Genomic DNA, 15006 nt, shown 5'->3' with positions numbered 1-15006 from the left:
GTCCGGTCAGCCGGTCAGCATGCTCCGGGCCTGGGCGAGACCTCCGACCAGCTCCCGGAGTGCCACGAGGATCGCCGTCTCGATGTCCGGGCGTAGTCGGCTGACCGGTACCGAAACGCTCACCGCGTCGACTGCCGGGCTCGCCAACGGTACGGCCACGGCGAAGCAGCGGATGCCCTCGGCATTCTCTTCCTGGTCGACGGCGTACCCGGTGGTCCGTACCGTCGCGAGAGCGGCGTGCACCGCCTCGCGGTCGGTTACCGTGTGCGGTGTGAGCCTGGCCAGCGGCCAGTTCAGCATCCGGTCGACGTCCGTGTCTGGATGCTCGGCCAGCAGGGCCTTGCCCAGTGCGGTGGCGTGCGCCGGCAGCCGGCGACCGATCGCGCTGTAGAGCCGCAGCCGGTGCACCGACTCCCGTTTAGCGAGGTAGACGACCTGGTCGCCGTCGAGTCGGCCGAGGTGTGCGGCTTCACCGAAGCGGCGGGACAACTCGTCCAGCACTCCTGACAGCAGGGTCACCCGGTCGTCGCCGTCCAGGTAGGCGGCACCCACCCGAAGCGCACGCATGCCGAGCCGGAAACGGGTGCCGCTGTCGTCGGGTTGTACCCAGCCGCGGTTGACGAGTGTGCGCAGCAGGCCGTGCAGGCTGCTCTTCGGAATGGCGAGGGTGCGGGCCAGGTCCCCGAGTGCCCAGGGCTGCGGGTGGTCGGCGAGCAGCTCAAGTAGGTCGAGGGTGCGCCCGGCCGACTTCACGGGCTGGAAGTCTTCGGACGCGATCGGCACGCGGCCACTCTAGCGAAGGGAGGTGCGCCTCCGGTAAGGTCACGTATGTGACCAACGTTCATAGTGTTGAACAGTTATCCATCGGTCGGGTGCTGCCGGTGGTGGTGATCGACGACGCGCGACACGCGGATCCGCTCGGTGACGCTCTGGCCAAGGGCGGTCTGACCGCAGTCGAGGTGACTCTTCGTACCGCCGCCGGGCTGGAGGCCATCGCGACGCTCGCTGCCCGCGGTGATCTGATCGTCGGTGCCGGGACGGTGCTCACCGTGGAGCACGCCGAGCGAGCCATCGCATCCGGCGCCCGCTTCGTGGTGACCCCCGGTTTCGCCCCGGCTGTCGTGCGCGCCTGCCAGCGTTCCGGTGTGCCGGTGGTGTCCGGTGTCGCCACCGCCACCGAGATCCAGATGGCCCTGGACGCCGGCCTGAACGTGGTCAAGTTCTTTCCCGCCCAGCAACTCGGCGGCGCAGCGATGATCAAGGCGCTGGCGGCGCCGTTCCGCGAGGTGCGGTTCATCCCCACCGGTGGCATCACCGCCGCCGGGATCGCCGACTACCTGGCCATCCCGGCGGTGCTGGCGGTCGGCGCGAGCTGGATGGTCTCGGCCGACCTCGTCGCCGGTGAACAGTGGGACGAAATCACCTCCCGCACGCGGGAGGCGCTGACGGCGGCCGGAGGTGCGGTGTGAGTGCGGTGGATCCCCGGCCGAAGGCCGACTGCCACTACGACCTGGTCTCGCTCGGTGAGGTCATGCTGCGGCTGGATCCCGGTGAGGGTCGGGTCCGCACCGCCCGCCAGTTGCGGGTATGGGAGGGCGGCGGCGAGTACAACGTCGCCCGGGGTCTGCGCCGCTGCTTCGGCCTGCGGACCGCAGTCGTCACCGCGTTCGCCCGCAACGAGGTCGGCCTCCTCCTGGAGGATCTGATCCTCCAGGGCGGCGTCGACACCAGCCTGGTCACCTGGCTGCCCTACGACGGGATCGGCCGCACCGTGCGCAACGGGCTCAACTTCACCGAGCGTGGGTTCGGGGTACGCGGTGCCGTCGGCACCTCCGACCGGGGCCACTCCGCCGCCAGCCAGCTCAAACCGGACGACGTCGACTGGGATCACCTGTTCGGCACCCTCGGGGTGCGGTGGCTGCACACCGGCGGCATCTACGCCGCCCTGTCGGAGACGGCTGCGCAGACCGCCGAGGCCGCGATGACCGCCGCTCGCCGGCACGGCACCCTCGTCTCGTACGACCTGAACTACCGACCCAGTCTCTGGAAGGCGGTCGGCGGCCAGGACCGTGCGCGGGAGGTGAACTCCCGATTGGCCCGCCTGGTGGACGTGATGATCGGCAACGAGGAGGACTTCACCGCCTGTCTCGGCTTTCCGGTGCCGGACACCGACATCCACAGCGGCGCCCTGGATGCCGGCAACTTCAAGGCGATGATCGAGGCGGTCGTGCAGGCGTACCCCAACTTCAAGGTGGTGGCGACCACCCTGCGCGGTGTACGCAGCGCGACCGTGAACGACTGGGGTGCGGTGGCCTGGGCCGGCGGTGGCTTCGCCGAAGCCACCCACCGACCCGGTCTGGAGATCATGGACCGCGTCGGTGGCGGCGACAGCTTCGCTTCCGGGCTGATCTACGGCCTGCTCGAACGCGACGGCGACCTGGCGGTCGCGGTGGAGTACGGCGCCGCGCACGGCGCGCTGGCCATGACCACTCCAGGCGACACGTCCATGGCCAGCTTGGCCGAGGTGGAGGCGTTGGTGCGCGGTGCCGGTGCCCGGGTGCAACGTTGACCCGGCCGCGCTGACCGCCGGATCGACCCGCAAGGTCGATCACCGGGACGGGCTCGTCGCCGCCGTGCCGGTCGGGGGGTGAGTGGCAGTCAGACCGACCGGTCCTGCTGCTGCGGGGCATTGAGGGACACCAGGAACGCTGCGTGGTCCGTTGTCCGCTCCATGTCGATCGATTCGGTGGTTTCGACCGTCAGGTCGGTCGTGGCCATGAACTGCTGAACACCGCCGTCGTGCCGGTGGCGGTAGTCCGCCGGCACGCAGGACCGTACGTCGGGTGTGCCACCGACGCGCAGGTTGAGGTCGCCGCTGACCACCGTCGGCTGGTAGCTGCGGCGGTCGTGCAGCTGTGGGATGGCGGTGCCCAGCAGGTGCCCGCACTGCGCCAGCGCCAACGTGGAGCTGGTGTAGGCGAGGTGGGTGGTGCAGGCGTAGAAGGCACTGGTGGCCTCGACGCAGAGCCAGGCCCGCTGTTCGGGGTCCGCCGGGTCCTGTGCCGGGTAGATCCCCGCGTGGATCTCGTGCCCACGGTACGGCGCGGCGATGTGCGTGAGCACCCCGACGCCGTACTGTTGCCCGTTGACGCAGCGGTACGGCTCGCCGGTGCGGCCGTTGCGGGCCGGCTGGAAGGCAGCCACCACCGTGCCGTCGTGGGCGTCCGTCATCGCCTGTTCCAGAGCGTCCACGTCGCCGGAGCAGATCTCGTTGAGGGTGACGATGTCGGGGATCCGGGCCCGGATGACCTCGGCGGCCCGGGCCACCGAACGGCCGGTGTAGCAGCCGGTGGCCATGCCGCTGTTGCACAGGTTCAGCTGTAGCACCCGCAGCGGCGTCGAAGCGACCGGTGTGACCACCGAGCACCCGGCCAGCACCACTACGACGCAGACCAGTGCGACGGCGGACACCAGCGGTCGGGTATCTGTCGGACGAGGATTCATGTACCAGCCCTGGGCTCGCGGGGGGCTGAAGTGTATCCGCACCGATGGGTGACACCACCATGATCGTTACGGCGGGCGATCGAGGCCGTCGCCTCGGTCACGGCGGTGTGCCGAACCGCCCCGGGCGCCGGTCCGCGCAGCCGGCCACGTCACCGACGGCAGGCGTGGTGGCACAGGTCAGGTTCGCAGGGGGTACGGGATGAAGGTGCTGCGGTTTTCGTCCAGGTCCAGCTGTCGACTGATCGGCGGGGCGGCCCGCTGTGGGCAGGTCATCCGCTCGCAGGTCTTGCAGCCCGGTCCGATCGGCGTCGCCGCCTCGGCCGCGTGCAGGTCCATGCCGGTGGAGTAGACGAGCCGGCTGGCGTGCCGCACCTCGCAGCCCAGTCCGATCGCGTACACCTTGCCCGGCTGACCGTAACCGCCGTGGTGGCGGGTGATGGTGCGGGCGATCCACAGGTAGCGCTGCCCGTCCGGCATGGCGGCGACCTGGGTGACCACCCGCCCCGGCGCGCCGAACGCCTCGTAGACCGTCCACAGGGGACAGGTGCCACCCGTGCGCGAGAACGGGAAGCCGGTGGCCGACTGTCGTTTCGACATGTTGCCGGCCCGGTCGACCCGGACGAACGAGAACGGTACCCCTCGTGCCCGGGGCCGCTGCAACGTACTGAGCCGGTGGCACACCGTCTCCCAGCCGATCGCGTAGTGCTGGGTAAGCAGGTCGATGTCGTAGCGACGCTGCTCGGCTGCGGCGAGGAAGTGCTCGTACGGCAGGATCAGCGCCGCCGCGAAGTAGTTGGCCAGACCGACCCGGGTGAGGATCTGCGTCTGCACGTCGTCGAACTCCTCCGACTCGACGATCTCGTCGATGACGTCGGCGAACTCCAACAGGGCGATCTGAGCCGCCATCCGCATCGCCTCCTGCCCGGCGCGCAGCGACGTGGACAGGTGCAGGGTGCGGGTTCGTGGGCGGTACCGGTGCAGCTCCCCGCCGAGAGCGGCGGCGTCCTCACGGGTGACGTGAACGCCGTGCCGCTGTGCCAGTCGTTCGCGGAGCAGGGCGCGGGTCTCGCCGCGACGCAGCCCCATCTGAACGGCCAGCCGCTCGGCTTCCTCGTCGAGATCCGGCACGTAGTTCTGCCGCCGGTAGAAGAACTCGGTGACCTGGTCGTGTGGACTACGACCGATCCGCTCGCGATCGCCGACCAGCTCGGCGAGCTGCTCGTCGGCCTGCTGGTAGCGGCGGTGCAGCTCGATCACCGCCGCCGCCACCTCCGGCAGCCGGGTGGCCAGTTCGGTCAGCTCGGTCAGCCCAGCGCGTCCGGGCAGCGCCTCGCGCAGCCCGGCGACCAGCCGGGGGGTGTCGTGCGCGGCGAACACGGTCGGGTCGACGCCGAAGAGTTCGGTGATGCGTAACAACACCGGGACGGTCAACGGTCGGCTGTCGTGCTCGATCTGGTTGAGGTAGCTCGGGGAGATGCTGAGGTGCCGGGCCAGCTCCGTCTGGCTCAACCCGCGTTCCTCGCGCATCCGGCGCAGCCGGGCCCCGGCGAAGGTTCTGGCGATCGCCCTTACCTCCCTGATCCGGCGAACTGATCCGGCCACATTAGCACTGCTGCGAATGCAGCCTTTCACAACTTCGCAGAATGACTCACCGACTTTTCAATAATTGGCTTTTTCCGTCCCTCGACCGCTTCCGCGCGCCGTGTGACCGTGGTCTTCACACCCGGCGGCCCGGCATCTCGCGCAGCGTCACCAGGTGACGACGGAATTTGAAGGGAATGAGAAAACGATGGCTACTCCGGTCGAGCAGTTGCAGCACGAATGGGACACCAACCCTCGCTGGCGGGGGGTGCGACGCAGCTACAGCGCCGAGGACGTGGTGCGGTTGCGGGGCGCGATCCAGGAGGAGCACACCCTGGCCCGGCACGGCGCGAACCGGCTGTGGCGACTGTTGAACAGTGAGGACTACATCCACGCCCTCGGCGCCCTCACCGGCAACCAGGCCGTGCAGATGGTCCGGGCCGGACTCAAGGCGATCTACCTCTCCGGCTGGCAGGTGGCCGCTGACGCGAACCTGGCCGGGCACACCTACCCCGATCAGAGCCTGTACCCGGCCAACTCGGTGCCCGCGGTGGTGCGCCGGATCAACAACGCCCTGCTGCGCGCCGCACAGATCACCACCGCTGAGGGCGAGACCTCCGGCATCGACTGGCTGGCGCCGATCGTCGCCGACGCCGAGGCTGGCTTCGGTGGCGCGCTCAACGCGTACGAGCTGATGAACGCGATGATCGCGGCCGGCGCGGCCGGAGTGCACTGGGAAGACCAGCTCGCCAGTGAGAAGAAGTGCGGTCACCTCGGTGGGAAGGTGCTCATCCCGACCGGCCAGCACATCCGCACCCTGGAGGCGGCACGGCTGGCCGCCGACGTGGCGGGTGTGCCTTCCGTGGTCATCGCCCGCACCGACGCCCAGGCCGCCACCCTGCTCACCACTGACGTCGACGAGCGGGACCAGCCCTTCGTCACCGGCGAGCGCACCGCGGAGGGCTTCTACCGGGTCCGCAACGGGGTCGAGCCGTGCATCGCCCGGGGCCTTGCGTACGCCCCGCACGCCGACCTGCTGTGGATGGAGACCAGCAAGCCGGACCTGGAGGTGGCCCGCAACTTCGCCGAGGCGATCAAGGCCGAGTACCCGGACCAGTTGCTGGCCTACAACTGCTCGCCGTCGTTCAACTGGCGCAAGCACCTCGACGACGCCACCATCGCCAAGTTCCAGCGCGAACTCGGTCACATGGGCTACAAGTTCCAGTTCATCACCCTTGCCGGTTTCCACGCCCTGAACTACTCGATGTTCGACCTGGCCCGAGGCTACGCCTCCGACGGCATGTCGGCGTACGTCTCCCTCCAGGAGCGGGAGTTCGCGGCCGAGCCGTCCGGCTACACGGCGGTCAAGCACCAGCGTGAGGTGGGTACCGGCTACTTCGACCTGATCAGCACGGTGCTGAACCCGGCAGCCGAGACGACCGCGCTGCGCGGCTCCACGGAAGAGGAGCAGTTCGCATGAGATACGAGATCATCGGCCCGATGGTCGAACGTTTCGACGAGGTTCTCACCGGCGAGGCGCTGGAGTTCCTGGTCGCCCTGGACAGCGAGTTCGCCGCCCGTCGGGTGGCCCTGCTGGACACCCGACGGGCCCGCCGCGACCGCTACGCCACCGGGCAGCTGCCCGATTTCCTGCCGGAGACCGCAGCGATCCGGGACGACCCGACGTGGCAGGTGGCGTCACCCGCGCCTGGTCTGGAGGACCGGCGGGTCGAGATCACCGGGCCGCCGGACCGCAAGATGACCATCAACGCGTTGAACTCCGGCGCCAAGGTCTGGCTGGCCGACTTCGAGGACGCGACCGCGCCGAACTGGCACAACGTGATCGGCGGCCAGCTCAACCTGATCGACGCGTTGGACCACCGGATCGACTTCACCGACGCGCGCGGTAAGAGCTACACCCTCGGTGAGGACCTGGCGACGATCGTGGTCCGGCCGCGTGGATGGCACCTGGTGGAGAAGGGGATCGTGGTGGACGGGCGGCAGATCTCGGCCAGTCTGGTCGACTTCGGGCTCTACCTGTTCCACTGTGCCCGGCGGCAGCTCGACGCCGGCAAGGGCCCGTACTTCTACCTGCCGAAGCTGGAGAGCCACCGCGAGGCGCGGCTGTGGAACGACATCTTCGTCTTCGCCCAGCGTTACCTCGGGCTACCCCAGGGCACCATCCGGGCGACCACCCTCATCGAGACGATCACCGCCGCGTTCGAGATGGAGGAGATTCTCTACGAGCTGCGCGAGCACTCCGCAGGCCTGAACGCCGGGCGGTGGGACTACATCTTCAGCATCATCAAGAACTTCGGTCAGTGGCCGGACTTCGTCCTGCCGGACCGAGCCGAGGTGACGATGACCGTGCCGTTCATGCGGGCGTACACCGAACTGCTGGTGCGTACCTGCCACAGGCGCGGCGCGCACGCGATCGGCGGAATGGCCGCCTTCGTTCCAGCTCGCGACCCGCAGGTCAACGAGGTGGCGTTGAGCAAGGTGCGGGCGGACAAGCAGCGCGAGGCCGGTGACGGCTTCGACGGCTCCTGGGTGGCCCACCCGGGCCTGGTGGCAACCTGCCGAGAGGTTTTCGACGGGGTGCTGGGTGAGCGTCCGAACCAGGTCGACCGGCGTCGCGACGAGGTGACGGTCACCGCCGCCGAACTGCTCTCGGTGGACAAGACCCCGGGCCAGGTCACTGAGGCCGGGGTGCGGGCGAACGTCGCAGTGGCGCTGCGCTACATCGACGCCTGGCTCGGCGGTGCGGGCGCGGTGGCACTGTGGAACCTGATGGAGGACGCCGCCACCGCCGAGATCGCCCGGTGCCAGCTGTGGCAGTGGCTGCGCCACGGCACTCCGCTGGCCGGCGGGGGAGCGGTGACCGAGGACCTGGTCCGCTCGATGCTGGCTGCGGAACTGACCACGGTGACCGAGGGGCGAGAGCAGGCCGGTCGGGAACGTGCTGAGCAGGCTGCGCGGATCGTCGAGGAGACCGCCCTCGGCGAGGACCTTCCGTCGTTCTTCACCACCAGCGCGTACGCCCGGCACCTGGGGCCCACCCGGAAGCCGATCCTGGCGGCTGCCGCCTAGATCCCCGGTCGCGGCCCCCGGTCGACACGGGCTCGACCGGGGGCCGCGAACGCCGCGAACGCGATGCCCCGCCCGCGGCTCGGTCCCGCTAACGCCTGCGGTGAGGACGTCAGCCGTCGATCCGGGTTATGTTACGGATCTTGTTGGACGCGTCCAGGGCCGCCACCTTGTACGCCTCGGCCAGGGTCGGGTAGTTGAACACCGTGTCGACCAGATAGTCGACGGTTCCGCCGCAGCCCATCACGGTCTGTCCGATGTGCACGATCTCGGTGGCCCCGGTGCCGAACACGTGCACGCCGAGCAGGCGGCCGTCCTCGGGTGAGACGAGCAGTTTCAACATTCCGTACGAGTCACCCACGATCTGACCCCGTGCCAGCTCGCGGTAGCGGGCGATGCCCACCTCGAACGGGGTGGCGCTGTCGGTCAGTTCCTCCTCGGTCTTTCCGACGAAACTGATCTCCGGGATGGTGTAGATGCCGATCGGCTGCAACTCGTGCATCGGTCGGTCCGGCTCGCCGCAGGCATGCTGCGCGGCCAACCGTCCCTGCTCCATCGACGTCGAAGCCAGCGCGGGGAAACCGATCACGTCGCCGACGGCGTAGATGTTCGGCACCGCGGTGCGGTAGTTCGCGTCGACTTCGATGCGACCGCGTCGGTCCGCGGTCAGCCCGGCGGCGGCCAGGTCCAGCCCGTCGGTCTGCCCCTGCCGGCCGGCCGAGTACATCACCGTGTCCGCGACGATCTTCTTGCCGCTCTTGAGGATGCACAAGGCGGCGGTCTGGTGTTTCTCGACCGAGGCCACCTCCTCGCCGAAGCGGAACGTGACCGACAGGTCCCGCAGGTGGTATTTGAGCGACTCGACGACCTCCTCGTCGCAGAAGTCGAGCATTCGGTCTCGGCGTTCCACCACCGTGACCTTCGTGCCGAGCGCGGCGAACATCGAGGCGTACTCCATGCCGATCACGCCCGCACCGACCACCACCATGCTGCGCGGCACGGCCCTGAGGTTGATGACACCGTCGGAGTCCACGATGGTCCGGTCGTCGAAGTCGACGCTCTCGGGTCGGGCCGGGCGGGTGCCGGCGGCGATGACGGCGTGCCCGAAGGTGACTCGGGTTTCGCGTCCGGAGTCACTGTCGACCCAGACGGAGTGAGCGTCGGCGAAACGCCCGGTGCCGGTGATCACCGTGACCCGGTTACGGGCCAGTTGGTTCCGGATGACGTCGGTCTGCCGGTTGATGACGTGCTGGGTCCGAGCGGTCAGGTCACTGACCGTGATCTCGTCCTTCACCCGGTAGCTACTTCCGTACAGGTCTCGCTGGCTGAGGCCGGTCAGGTAGAGCACCGCCTCCCGCAGGGTCTTGGACGGCACGGTTCCGGTGTTGATGCACACCCCGCCGAGCATGTCGCGCCGCTCCACCAGGCCGACCCGCCGGCCCAGCTTCGCGGCGGCGATGGCGGCCTTCTGACCGCTGGGCCCGGAGCCCAGCACCAACAGATCGTAGTCATACACGATCACCAGCGTCGCAAGATGTCGCGATCAGCACCAGACCTGTCGGGTGGGCAGCAGGTGACGTTAACCAGGTTGGAACAAACGCGGTCACCGCTGCCGGGCCCGGGATCGGTGGCCCGGCAGCGGTGCCGTCGACGACGGTTCAGGCAGTTGCTGCGGCGCCGACGAGAGCGGTCGGCCCCATGTGGAAGTCCCGGTCGATCTGTGCGGTGAGGTCGACGCCGGTGCGATCGTTGGCCCAGGCCTCGGCGTTGCGTCGGTGGAACTCGTGGGCCCACCGGGTGAACGCCGACCAGTCCTGCGTGGTGCCGTCGACGGCATCGGCCATTAGACCCAGCACGGCCCGATTGGCCTCCTCAAGGTCGTGCAACGGGCCGACCGTGCCCCGCTCGGCGCGGCGCACGTACGCCGATCGGCTCATCCAGCCGAGCAGGTCCGCGCCGACGTGCTCGTGCAGGAAATCCACGTCGCTGGCATCCTCGACCTTGTTGCCGATCACCGACAGGGCCACCCCGTAGTCGCGCGCATAGCCGGCGTACTGGCGGTAGACACCGACACTGCGCACGGTCGGTTCGCAGACCAGGAAGGTTCGGTCGAACCGGGTGAACAGCCCCGAGGCGAACGAGTCGGCACCGGCGGTCATGTCCACCACCACGTATTCGCCGGGCCCGTCGAGCAGGTGGTTGAGCATCAGCTCCACCGCGCCGACCTTGGAGTGGTAGCAGGCCACCCCCAGATCCTCGGCATTGAACTCACCGGTCGCCGCCAGGCGCACACCGCCGACGGCGGCGACGCACTCCCTGTAGATCGGGTTCTCCTCCGCCACCCGCAGTAATCGGGAGCCCTGTCCCGGTGGGGTGGTCTTCACCATCTCCGTCGCCGAACGTATGCGCGGATTGTCACCGCGCAGGTATTCCTTGATCGCCGGTAGGCGCTCACTCAACGGTCGTGCCGTGCTCACGGCGGCCGAACCACCGAGGGCTACCGCGAGGTGCTGGTTGATGTCGGCGTCGATGGCCAGCACCGGGCGCCCCTCGGCGGTGAGGTGGCGGGCGAGGAGCGCGGCGAGGGTGGTCTTGCCACTGCCACCCTTGCCGACGAAGGCGACCTTCATCGGTACCCCTCCGCCCAGTTGCTAACGGTAACCGTTTCCATGGAACGCATGGTAGCGGGTCGCTGTTGCGCTCGGTGACGAACCCGCCCGGCCCGTCGGTGTCGGCGGGTCTTGTTGCCGACTGTCGTCCGGAGCGAGCTCGAGCACCTCGGTGGCCAGTCGGTGGATGTTCGTCAGACCGGCCTCGGATCCGCCGCCGGCTTCCACCATGAACAGCAGATGGCGTACGCCGGGCAGTGCCGCCGCCCTCGCGACGGCCTCCCGGCACCGGCCGGGCGTGCCCACCGGATGGATGGCGATCAGATGCTCGACGTAGCCGGCCGGGTCACGGTTCCCCGCCGGTTCGCCGTCCAGACGGACGTACTCCCGGGTGCCGGCCAGCAGCGGCGGGAGCCCGCGGGAGACCACGCTCGCCGCAGCGGCGTCGGTCTCGGCCACCTGGGCGAGATGGGCGCTGGCATGATCGATGCTCGCCGGGTCGTAGCCGTGCGCCTTGGCCGTCGCGGTGTAGCGGTCGAGCAACTCCACCTTCTCGGTGAGGTCGGCGTGCAGGCCGAGCAGCAACGGCATGCCGTGCCGGGCGGCGAGATCGACGGTGGCGGTCGAGGTCGCCGCGACCCAGACCGGCAGCCGGTGGGGCGGACGCGGCACCACCGGCACCTCGCGGAACGGGAACCGGTCGTTCCCCGCGACCGTCGGTTGCCCGGACAGCCAGCGGGCCAACAGCTCCAGCGAGTCGTGGAAACCGTGCGTGAACCGTTCCGTCCCGGTGCCGAAGACCTCGAGGTCGACCCAGGGCCCGCCGCGGCCGACACCGAGCCGGAACCGGCCGCCGGAAAGCTCGTGCAGTAGCGCCGCCTCCTCACCCAGGGCCACCGGGTGCCGGTTGGACAGGATGCACGCGGCGGTACCTACCTCGATGCGGCGGGTCGCGCCGAGCAGGTGTGCGGCGAAGGTGATCGCCGATGGACACACCCCGTAGGAGATGAAGTGGTGCTCGGCGATCCAGACCCCGGCGAAGCCGGCGGCCTCCGCCGCACGGCCGTAGCGGTGGGCGGTCGCCAGCGCCTCGGCGTGCGAGTCGCCGGGGCGTTGTCCGGCGAGCAGGAACAGGTGCGCGCGTACGCCCCGACCGGCTCGCCGGATCCCGCTCGGATCAGCAGTCACGCAACTCGGGGGACTGGTTGAGCAGTTGGCCGCGCACGGAGATGAACCGGCGGTAGGTGTCGGAGTCCACGGCTGCCGGTCGGAACGCCGCGATCCGGTGGCAGTTCTGGAACGCGAGTTTGACGCCGAAGTGACGCTCCAGGCTGGAGCGGATCGCGTCACTGGCCAACGCGCGCAGCAGCTGGCCCCGCTCCGCCTCGCTGGGCGGCGGCACCTGGTTGTCGGCGAACTCGGCGTCGGAGGACGCCAGTTCCGAGGCCACCCTGCTGACGGTCTGCCAGGCGTATGGCAGCGACTCACGGACGCAGGCCACGAACTCCTCGTCGTCGACGGGACCGGATTCGGCGGCCCGCAGCAGGCTCGGTGGCACGGTGAGAGACATGTTCCTCCTCGACAAACGATCACGGTTGTCGTTATCGCTACCTTATGAGCAGATCATGCCGCTGTCGGCGGTGTCAACGCTGGCAGCCGCCCTGCCCGGTCAGGCCGACGCTTCTTCGGTTCGACCCGTTTTGCGCGGTCCACCCTGGGTACCGCCTTGACAACTGGCTTCGGTCTCCCGGGAGGTATCCGTCGAAATGAATGCCCGAAACTCCGCCAAGGCGGTAAAGGAAGCCGTGGAGGCTGTGGCTGAGAAGGTGACCGACGCCCTCACCCCGCAGGTGCCCGGTGCGCCGGGCAGCGCACCGCCGCCGCTCGACGAGCCGGCGACGCCGCATGAGCCACTGCCACCGAAGCCCGAGCAGGGCGCCCCGCAGACCCGTACCCCGACCGGCGCCGAGACCGGGGCGCCGGCCACCGCCAACGGCCAGCAGGGTGCCTTCCTCACCACCGCGCAGGGCGCACGACTACGCGACACCGACCACTCGCTGAAGGCTGGCCCCCGCGGGCCGGTCCTACTTCAGGACCACCACCTGCGGGAGAAGATCACCCACTTCGACCACGAGCGAATCCCCGAGCGGGTGGTGCACGCTCGGGGCGCGGGCGCTCACGGTGAGTTCACCGCGTACGGCACCGCCGAGGCGGTCACCCGGGCGGACTTCCTCAAGAAAGGGCGCACCACCGAGGTCTTCGTCCGCTTCTCCACCGTCCTCGGCTCCCGCGGCTCGGCGGACACCGTGCGTGACACCCGGGGCTTCGCCACGAAGTTCTACACCGACGAGGGCACCTTCGACCTGGTCGGCAACAACATGCCGGTCTTCTTCATCCAGGACGCGATCAAGTTTCCGGACATCATCCATGCCGGCAAGCCGCACCCCGACCGGGAGATCCCGCAGGCGCAGAGCGCGCACGACACCTTCTGGGACTTCGTCTCGCTGCACACCGAGGCACAGCACCACACCATGTGGAACATGTCCGACCGGGGCATCCCGCGCTCCTACCGGACGATGGAGGGCTTCGGCGTGCACACCTTCCGGCTGGTCAACGCCGCCGGCGAGACGGCGTTGGCCAAGTTCCACTGGAAGCCGAAGCTGGGCGTGCACTCGCTGGTCTGGGAGGAGGCCCAACTGCTCGGCGGCATCGACCCGGACTTTCACCGGCGTGACCTCTACGACGCCATCGAGGCCGGAGCGTTCCCCGAGTGGGAACTCGGCCTCCAGGTCTTCCCCGACACCCCGGAGGAGACCTTCGCCGGCATCGACCTGCTCGACCCGACGAAGTTCGTGCCGGAGGAACTCGCCCCGGTGCAGCCGGTCGGCAAACTGACGCTGAACCGCACTCCGACGAACTTCTTCGCCGAAAGCGAGCAGGTCGCCTTCCACGTGGGTCACCTACCGCCAGGCATCGACGTCACGAACGACCCGCTGCTGCAGGGCCGGCTCTTCTCGTACGTCGACACGCAGCTGACCCGGCTGGGCGGGCCGAACTTCGCGCAGATCCCGATCAACCGGCCCCACGCCCCGGTCAACGACATGCTCAGGGACGGCTTCCACCAGCAGGCCGTCCACGCGGGTGTGGCTCCCTACCGGCCGAACTCCCTCGACGGTGGCAACCCGTTCCCGGCCGGCGACGAGGACCACCCGTTCGTCGACGTGCCGGTGCAGGTCGCCCAGGCGCCCAAGGTACGCGCCAGTCCGGCATCGTTCGACGACCACTTCAGCCAGGCCCGCCTGTTCTGGTCGAGCATGTCCCCGGTCGAGCGGGAACACATCGTCCGGGCGTACACCTTCGAGTTGGGCAAGTGCTACCACCAGGCGATCAGGCAACGGCAGCTCCAGTGCCTGGCGAACATAGACCCGGTGCTCTGCGCCCAGGTCGCCACCGGCCTCGGCCTGCCCGCACCGGAGCCGACGGCGCCGGTGGCCGACGTCGAACCCAGCCCCGCGCTGTCCCAGGTGGGTCGGCAGTGGCCGACCGCGGGCCGGACGATCGGCATCGTGGTCGACACCGAGGTCGACGTCGACAGTGTCCGTGTCGTCCGTGAGGCGGCCGTCGCCGCGGGGATGGTGCCGCTGCTGATCGCGCCGCACGGCGGAACGATCGGCGACCTGCCCGCGCAACGGAGCTTCGCCACCGGCCGCTCGGTCGAACTCGACGCGCTCCTGCTCGCCTCGGCACCCGCGCCGGCACCGGACGCGTCGCCGACCCGCCAGGCCACGGCGGGCGCGGCCGGCGCCACCACCATCGACCCCCGGGTGTCGCTGATGGTCGAGGAGTGTTGGCGACACGCCAAGGCCGTCGGCGCGTGGGGTGCCGGCACCACTGTGCTGGAACAGGCCGGCGTCACCGACACGCCAGGGGTGGTGACCGGGGACTCCGCAACCGATGTCCTGGCCGCTGTCCAGCAGCTGATGGCCGCCCACCGGACGTGGGAGAGGTTCCCCGCCAGGGTCGGATGACCTCGACCCGCAGCTTTACGTCGTGGTCCGTGTGCGCCCGGCCAGAGCCCGCACGGACCACGATCGCAGCCCCACGGATCGCAGCTGGTCGCCGCCCTCAGCGGGTGGCGACCTGATTGCCGACCGTCGGGCAGTAAGGCAGCTGACGTCCGTGCGCTCCCGCACGGCCGATCGCCGGTCCCACCGTCGAGGTGGGA

Annotated in this window: 12 protein-coding genes; 5 read left to right on the top strand and 7 right to left on the bottom strand. The window is 69.4% G+C overall.

All coding sequences use genetic code 11. The features are described 5' to 3' along the window. Positions 1-6 precede the first annotated feature (6 nt). A complete protein-coding gene (locus HCA58_RS08410; protein ID WP_169597186.1) occupies positions 7-783 on the bottom strand; it encodes an IclR family transcriptional regulator in 777 nt (258 codons plus the stop codon). A gap of 47 nt (positions 784-830) precedes the next feature. Here HCA58_RS08410 and eda point away from each other — a divergent pair, with 47 nt between their 5' ends. Both eda and HCA58_RS08400 read left to right on the top strand, forming a co-directional pair. Further along, positions 831-1469, top strand: a complete 639-nt coding sequence (gene eda / locus HCA58_RS08405) for a bifunctional 4-hydroxy-2-oxoglutarate aldolase/2-dehydro-3-deoxy-phosphogluconate aldolase (protein WP_169597185.1) — start codon at positions 831-833, stop codon at positions 1467-1469. Further along, positions 1466-2569 carry a sugar kinase gene (locus HCA58_RS08400; protein WP_169597184.1) on the top strand — a complete coding sequence of 368 codons (1104 nt, stop codon included), beginning with the start codon at positions 1466-1468 and terminating at the stop codon, positions 2567-2569. Before eda ends, HCA58_RS08400 begins: the two co-directional genes overlap by 4 nt. Before the next feature lie 89 nt (positions 2570-2658). Here HCA58_RS08400 and HCA58_RS08395 read toward each other — a convergent pair whose 3' ends face one another. Together HCA58_RS08395 and HCA58_RS08390 are read right to left on the bottom strand one after the other, a co-directional pair. After that, positions 2659-3471: an endonuclease/exonuclease/phosphatase family protein gene (locus tag HCA58_RS08395; RefSeq protein ID WP_346775915.1), complete on the bottom strand. Its 813-nt coding sequence runs from the start codon at positions 3469-3471 to the stop codon at positions 2659-2661. Positions 3472-3681: 210 nt separating this feature from the next. Then, on the bottom strand, positions 3682-5106 hold the full coding sequence (locus HCA58_RS08390) for a short-chain fatty acyl-CoA regulator family protein (RefSeq protein WP_346775914.1): 1425 nt from the start codon (positions 5104-5106) through the stop codon (positions 3682-3684). A gap of 187 nt (positions 5107-5293) precedes the next feature. Between HCA58_RS08390 and aceA the strand changes: the two genes are divergently transcribed. Next, positions 5294-6565, top strand: a complete 1272-nt coding sequence (aceA, locus tag HCA58_RS08385) for an isocitrate lyase (RefSeq protein ID WP_169597183.1) — start codon at positions 5294-5296, stop codon at positions 6563-6565. Next, entirely contained in the window at positions 6562-8175 is a 1614-nt protein-coding gene (gene aceB, locus HCA58_RS08380; RefSeq protein WP_169597182.1) for a malate synthase A, read from the top strand. Before aceA ends, aceB begins: the two co-directional genes overlap by 4 nt. Before the next feature lie 109 nt (positions 8176-8284). Here aceB and sthA read toward each other — a convergent pair whose 3' ends face one another. From sthA to HCA58_RS08360, 4 genes are all read right to left on the bottom strand, one after another. Then, positions 8285-9688 (bottom strand): Si-specific NAD(P)(+) transhydrogenase, encoded by a 1404-nt coding sequence (gene sthA, locus HCA58_RS08375; RefSeq protein WP_169597181.1) that lies wholly within the window; start codon positions 9686-9688, stop codon positions 8285-8287. Positions 9689-9830: 142 nt separating this feature from the next. Further along, positions 9831-10802, bottom strand: a complete 972-nt coding sequence (locus HCA58_RS08370; RefSeq protein WP_169597180.1) for an AAA family ATPase — start codon at positions 10800-10802, stop codon at positions 9831-9833. 21 nt (positions 10803-10823) lie between these two features. Next, on the bottom strand, positions 10824-11969 hold the full coding sequence (locus HCA58_RS08365; RefSeq protein WP_169597179.1) for an LLM class flavin-dependent oxidoreductase: 1146 nt from the start codon (positions 11967-11969) through the stop codon (positions 10824-10826). Further along, the gene (locus HCA58_RS08360) at positions 11959-12351 is read right to left on the bottom strand and encodes an SCO5389 family protein (protein WP_169597178.1); all 393 of its coding nucleotides are present in this window, start codon (positions 12349-12351) and stop codon (positions 11959-11961) included. Before HCA58_RS08360 ends, HCA58_RS08365 begins: the two co-directional genes overlap by 11 nt. Positions 12352-12547: 196 nt before the next feature. On the opposite strand from HCA58_RS08360, the gene HCA58_RS08355 reads away from it, so the two are divergent. Further along, positions 12548-14809, top strand: a complete 2262-nt coding sequence (locus HCA58_RS08355) for a catalase (RefSeq protein ID WP_169597177.1) — start codon at positions 12548-12550, stop codon at positions 14807-14809. The last annotated feature ends 197 nt before the right edge of the window (positions 14810-15006 follow it).

The organism is Micromonospora sp. HNM0581 (assembly GCF_012726175.1).
Lineage (GTDB): Bacteria > Actinomycetota > Actinomycetes > Mycobacteriales > Micromonosporaceae > Micromonospora.
Note: the sequence above shows the minus strand (reverse complement) of the source record. Positions and strands in the feature narration are given on the sequence as shown.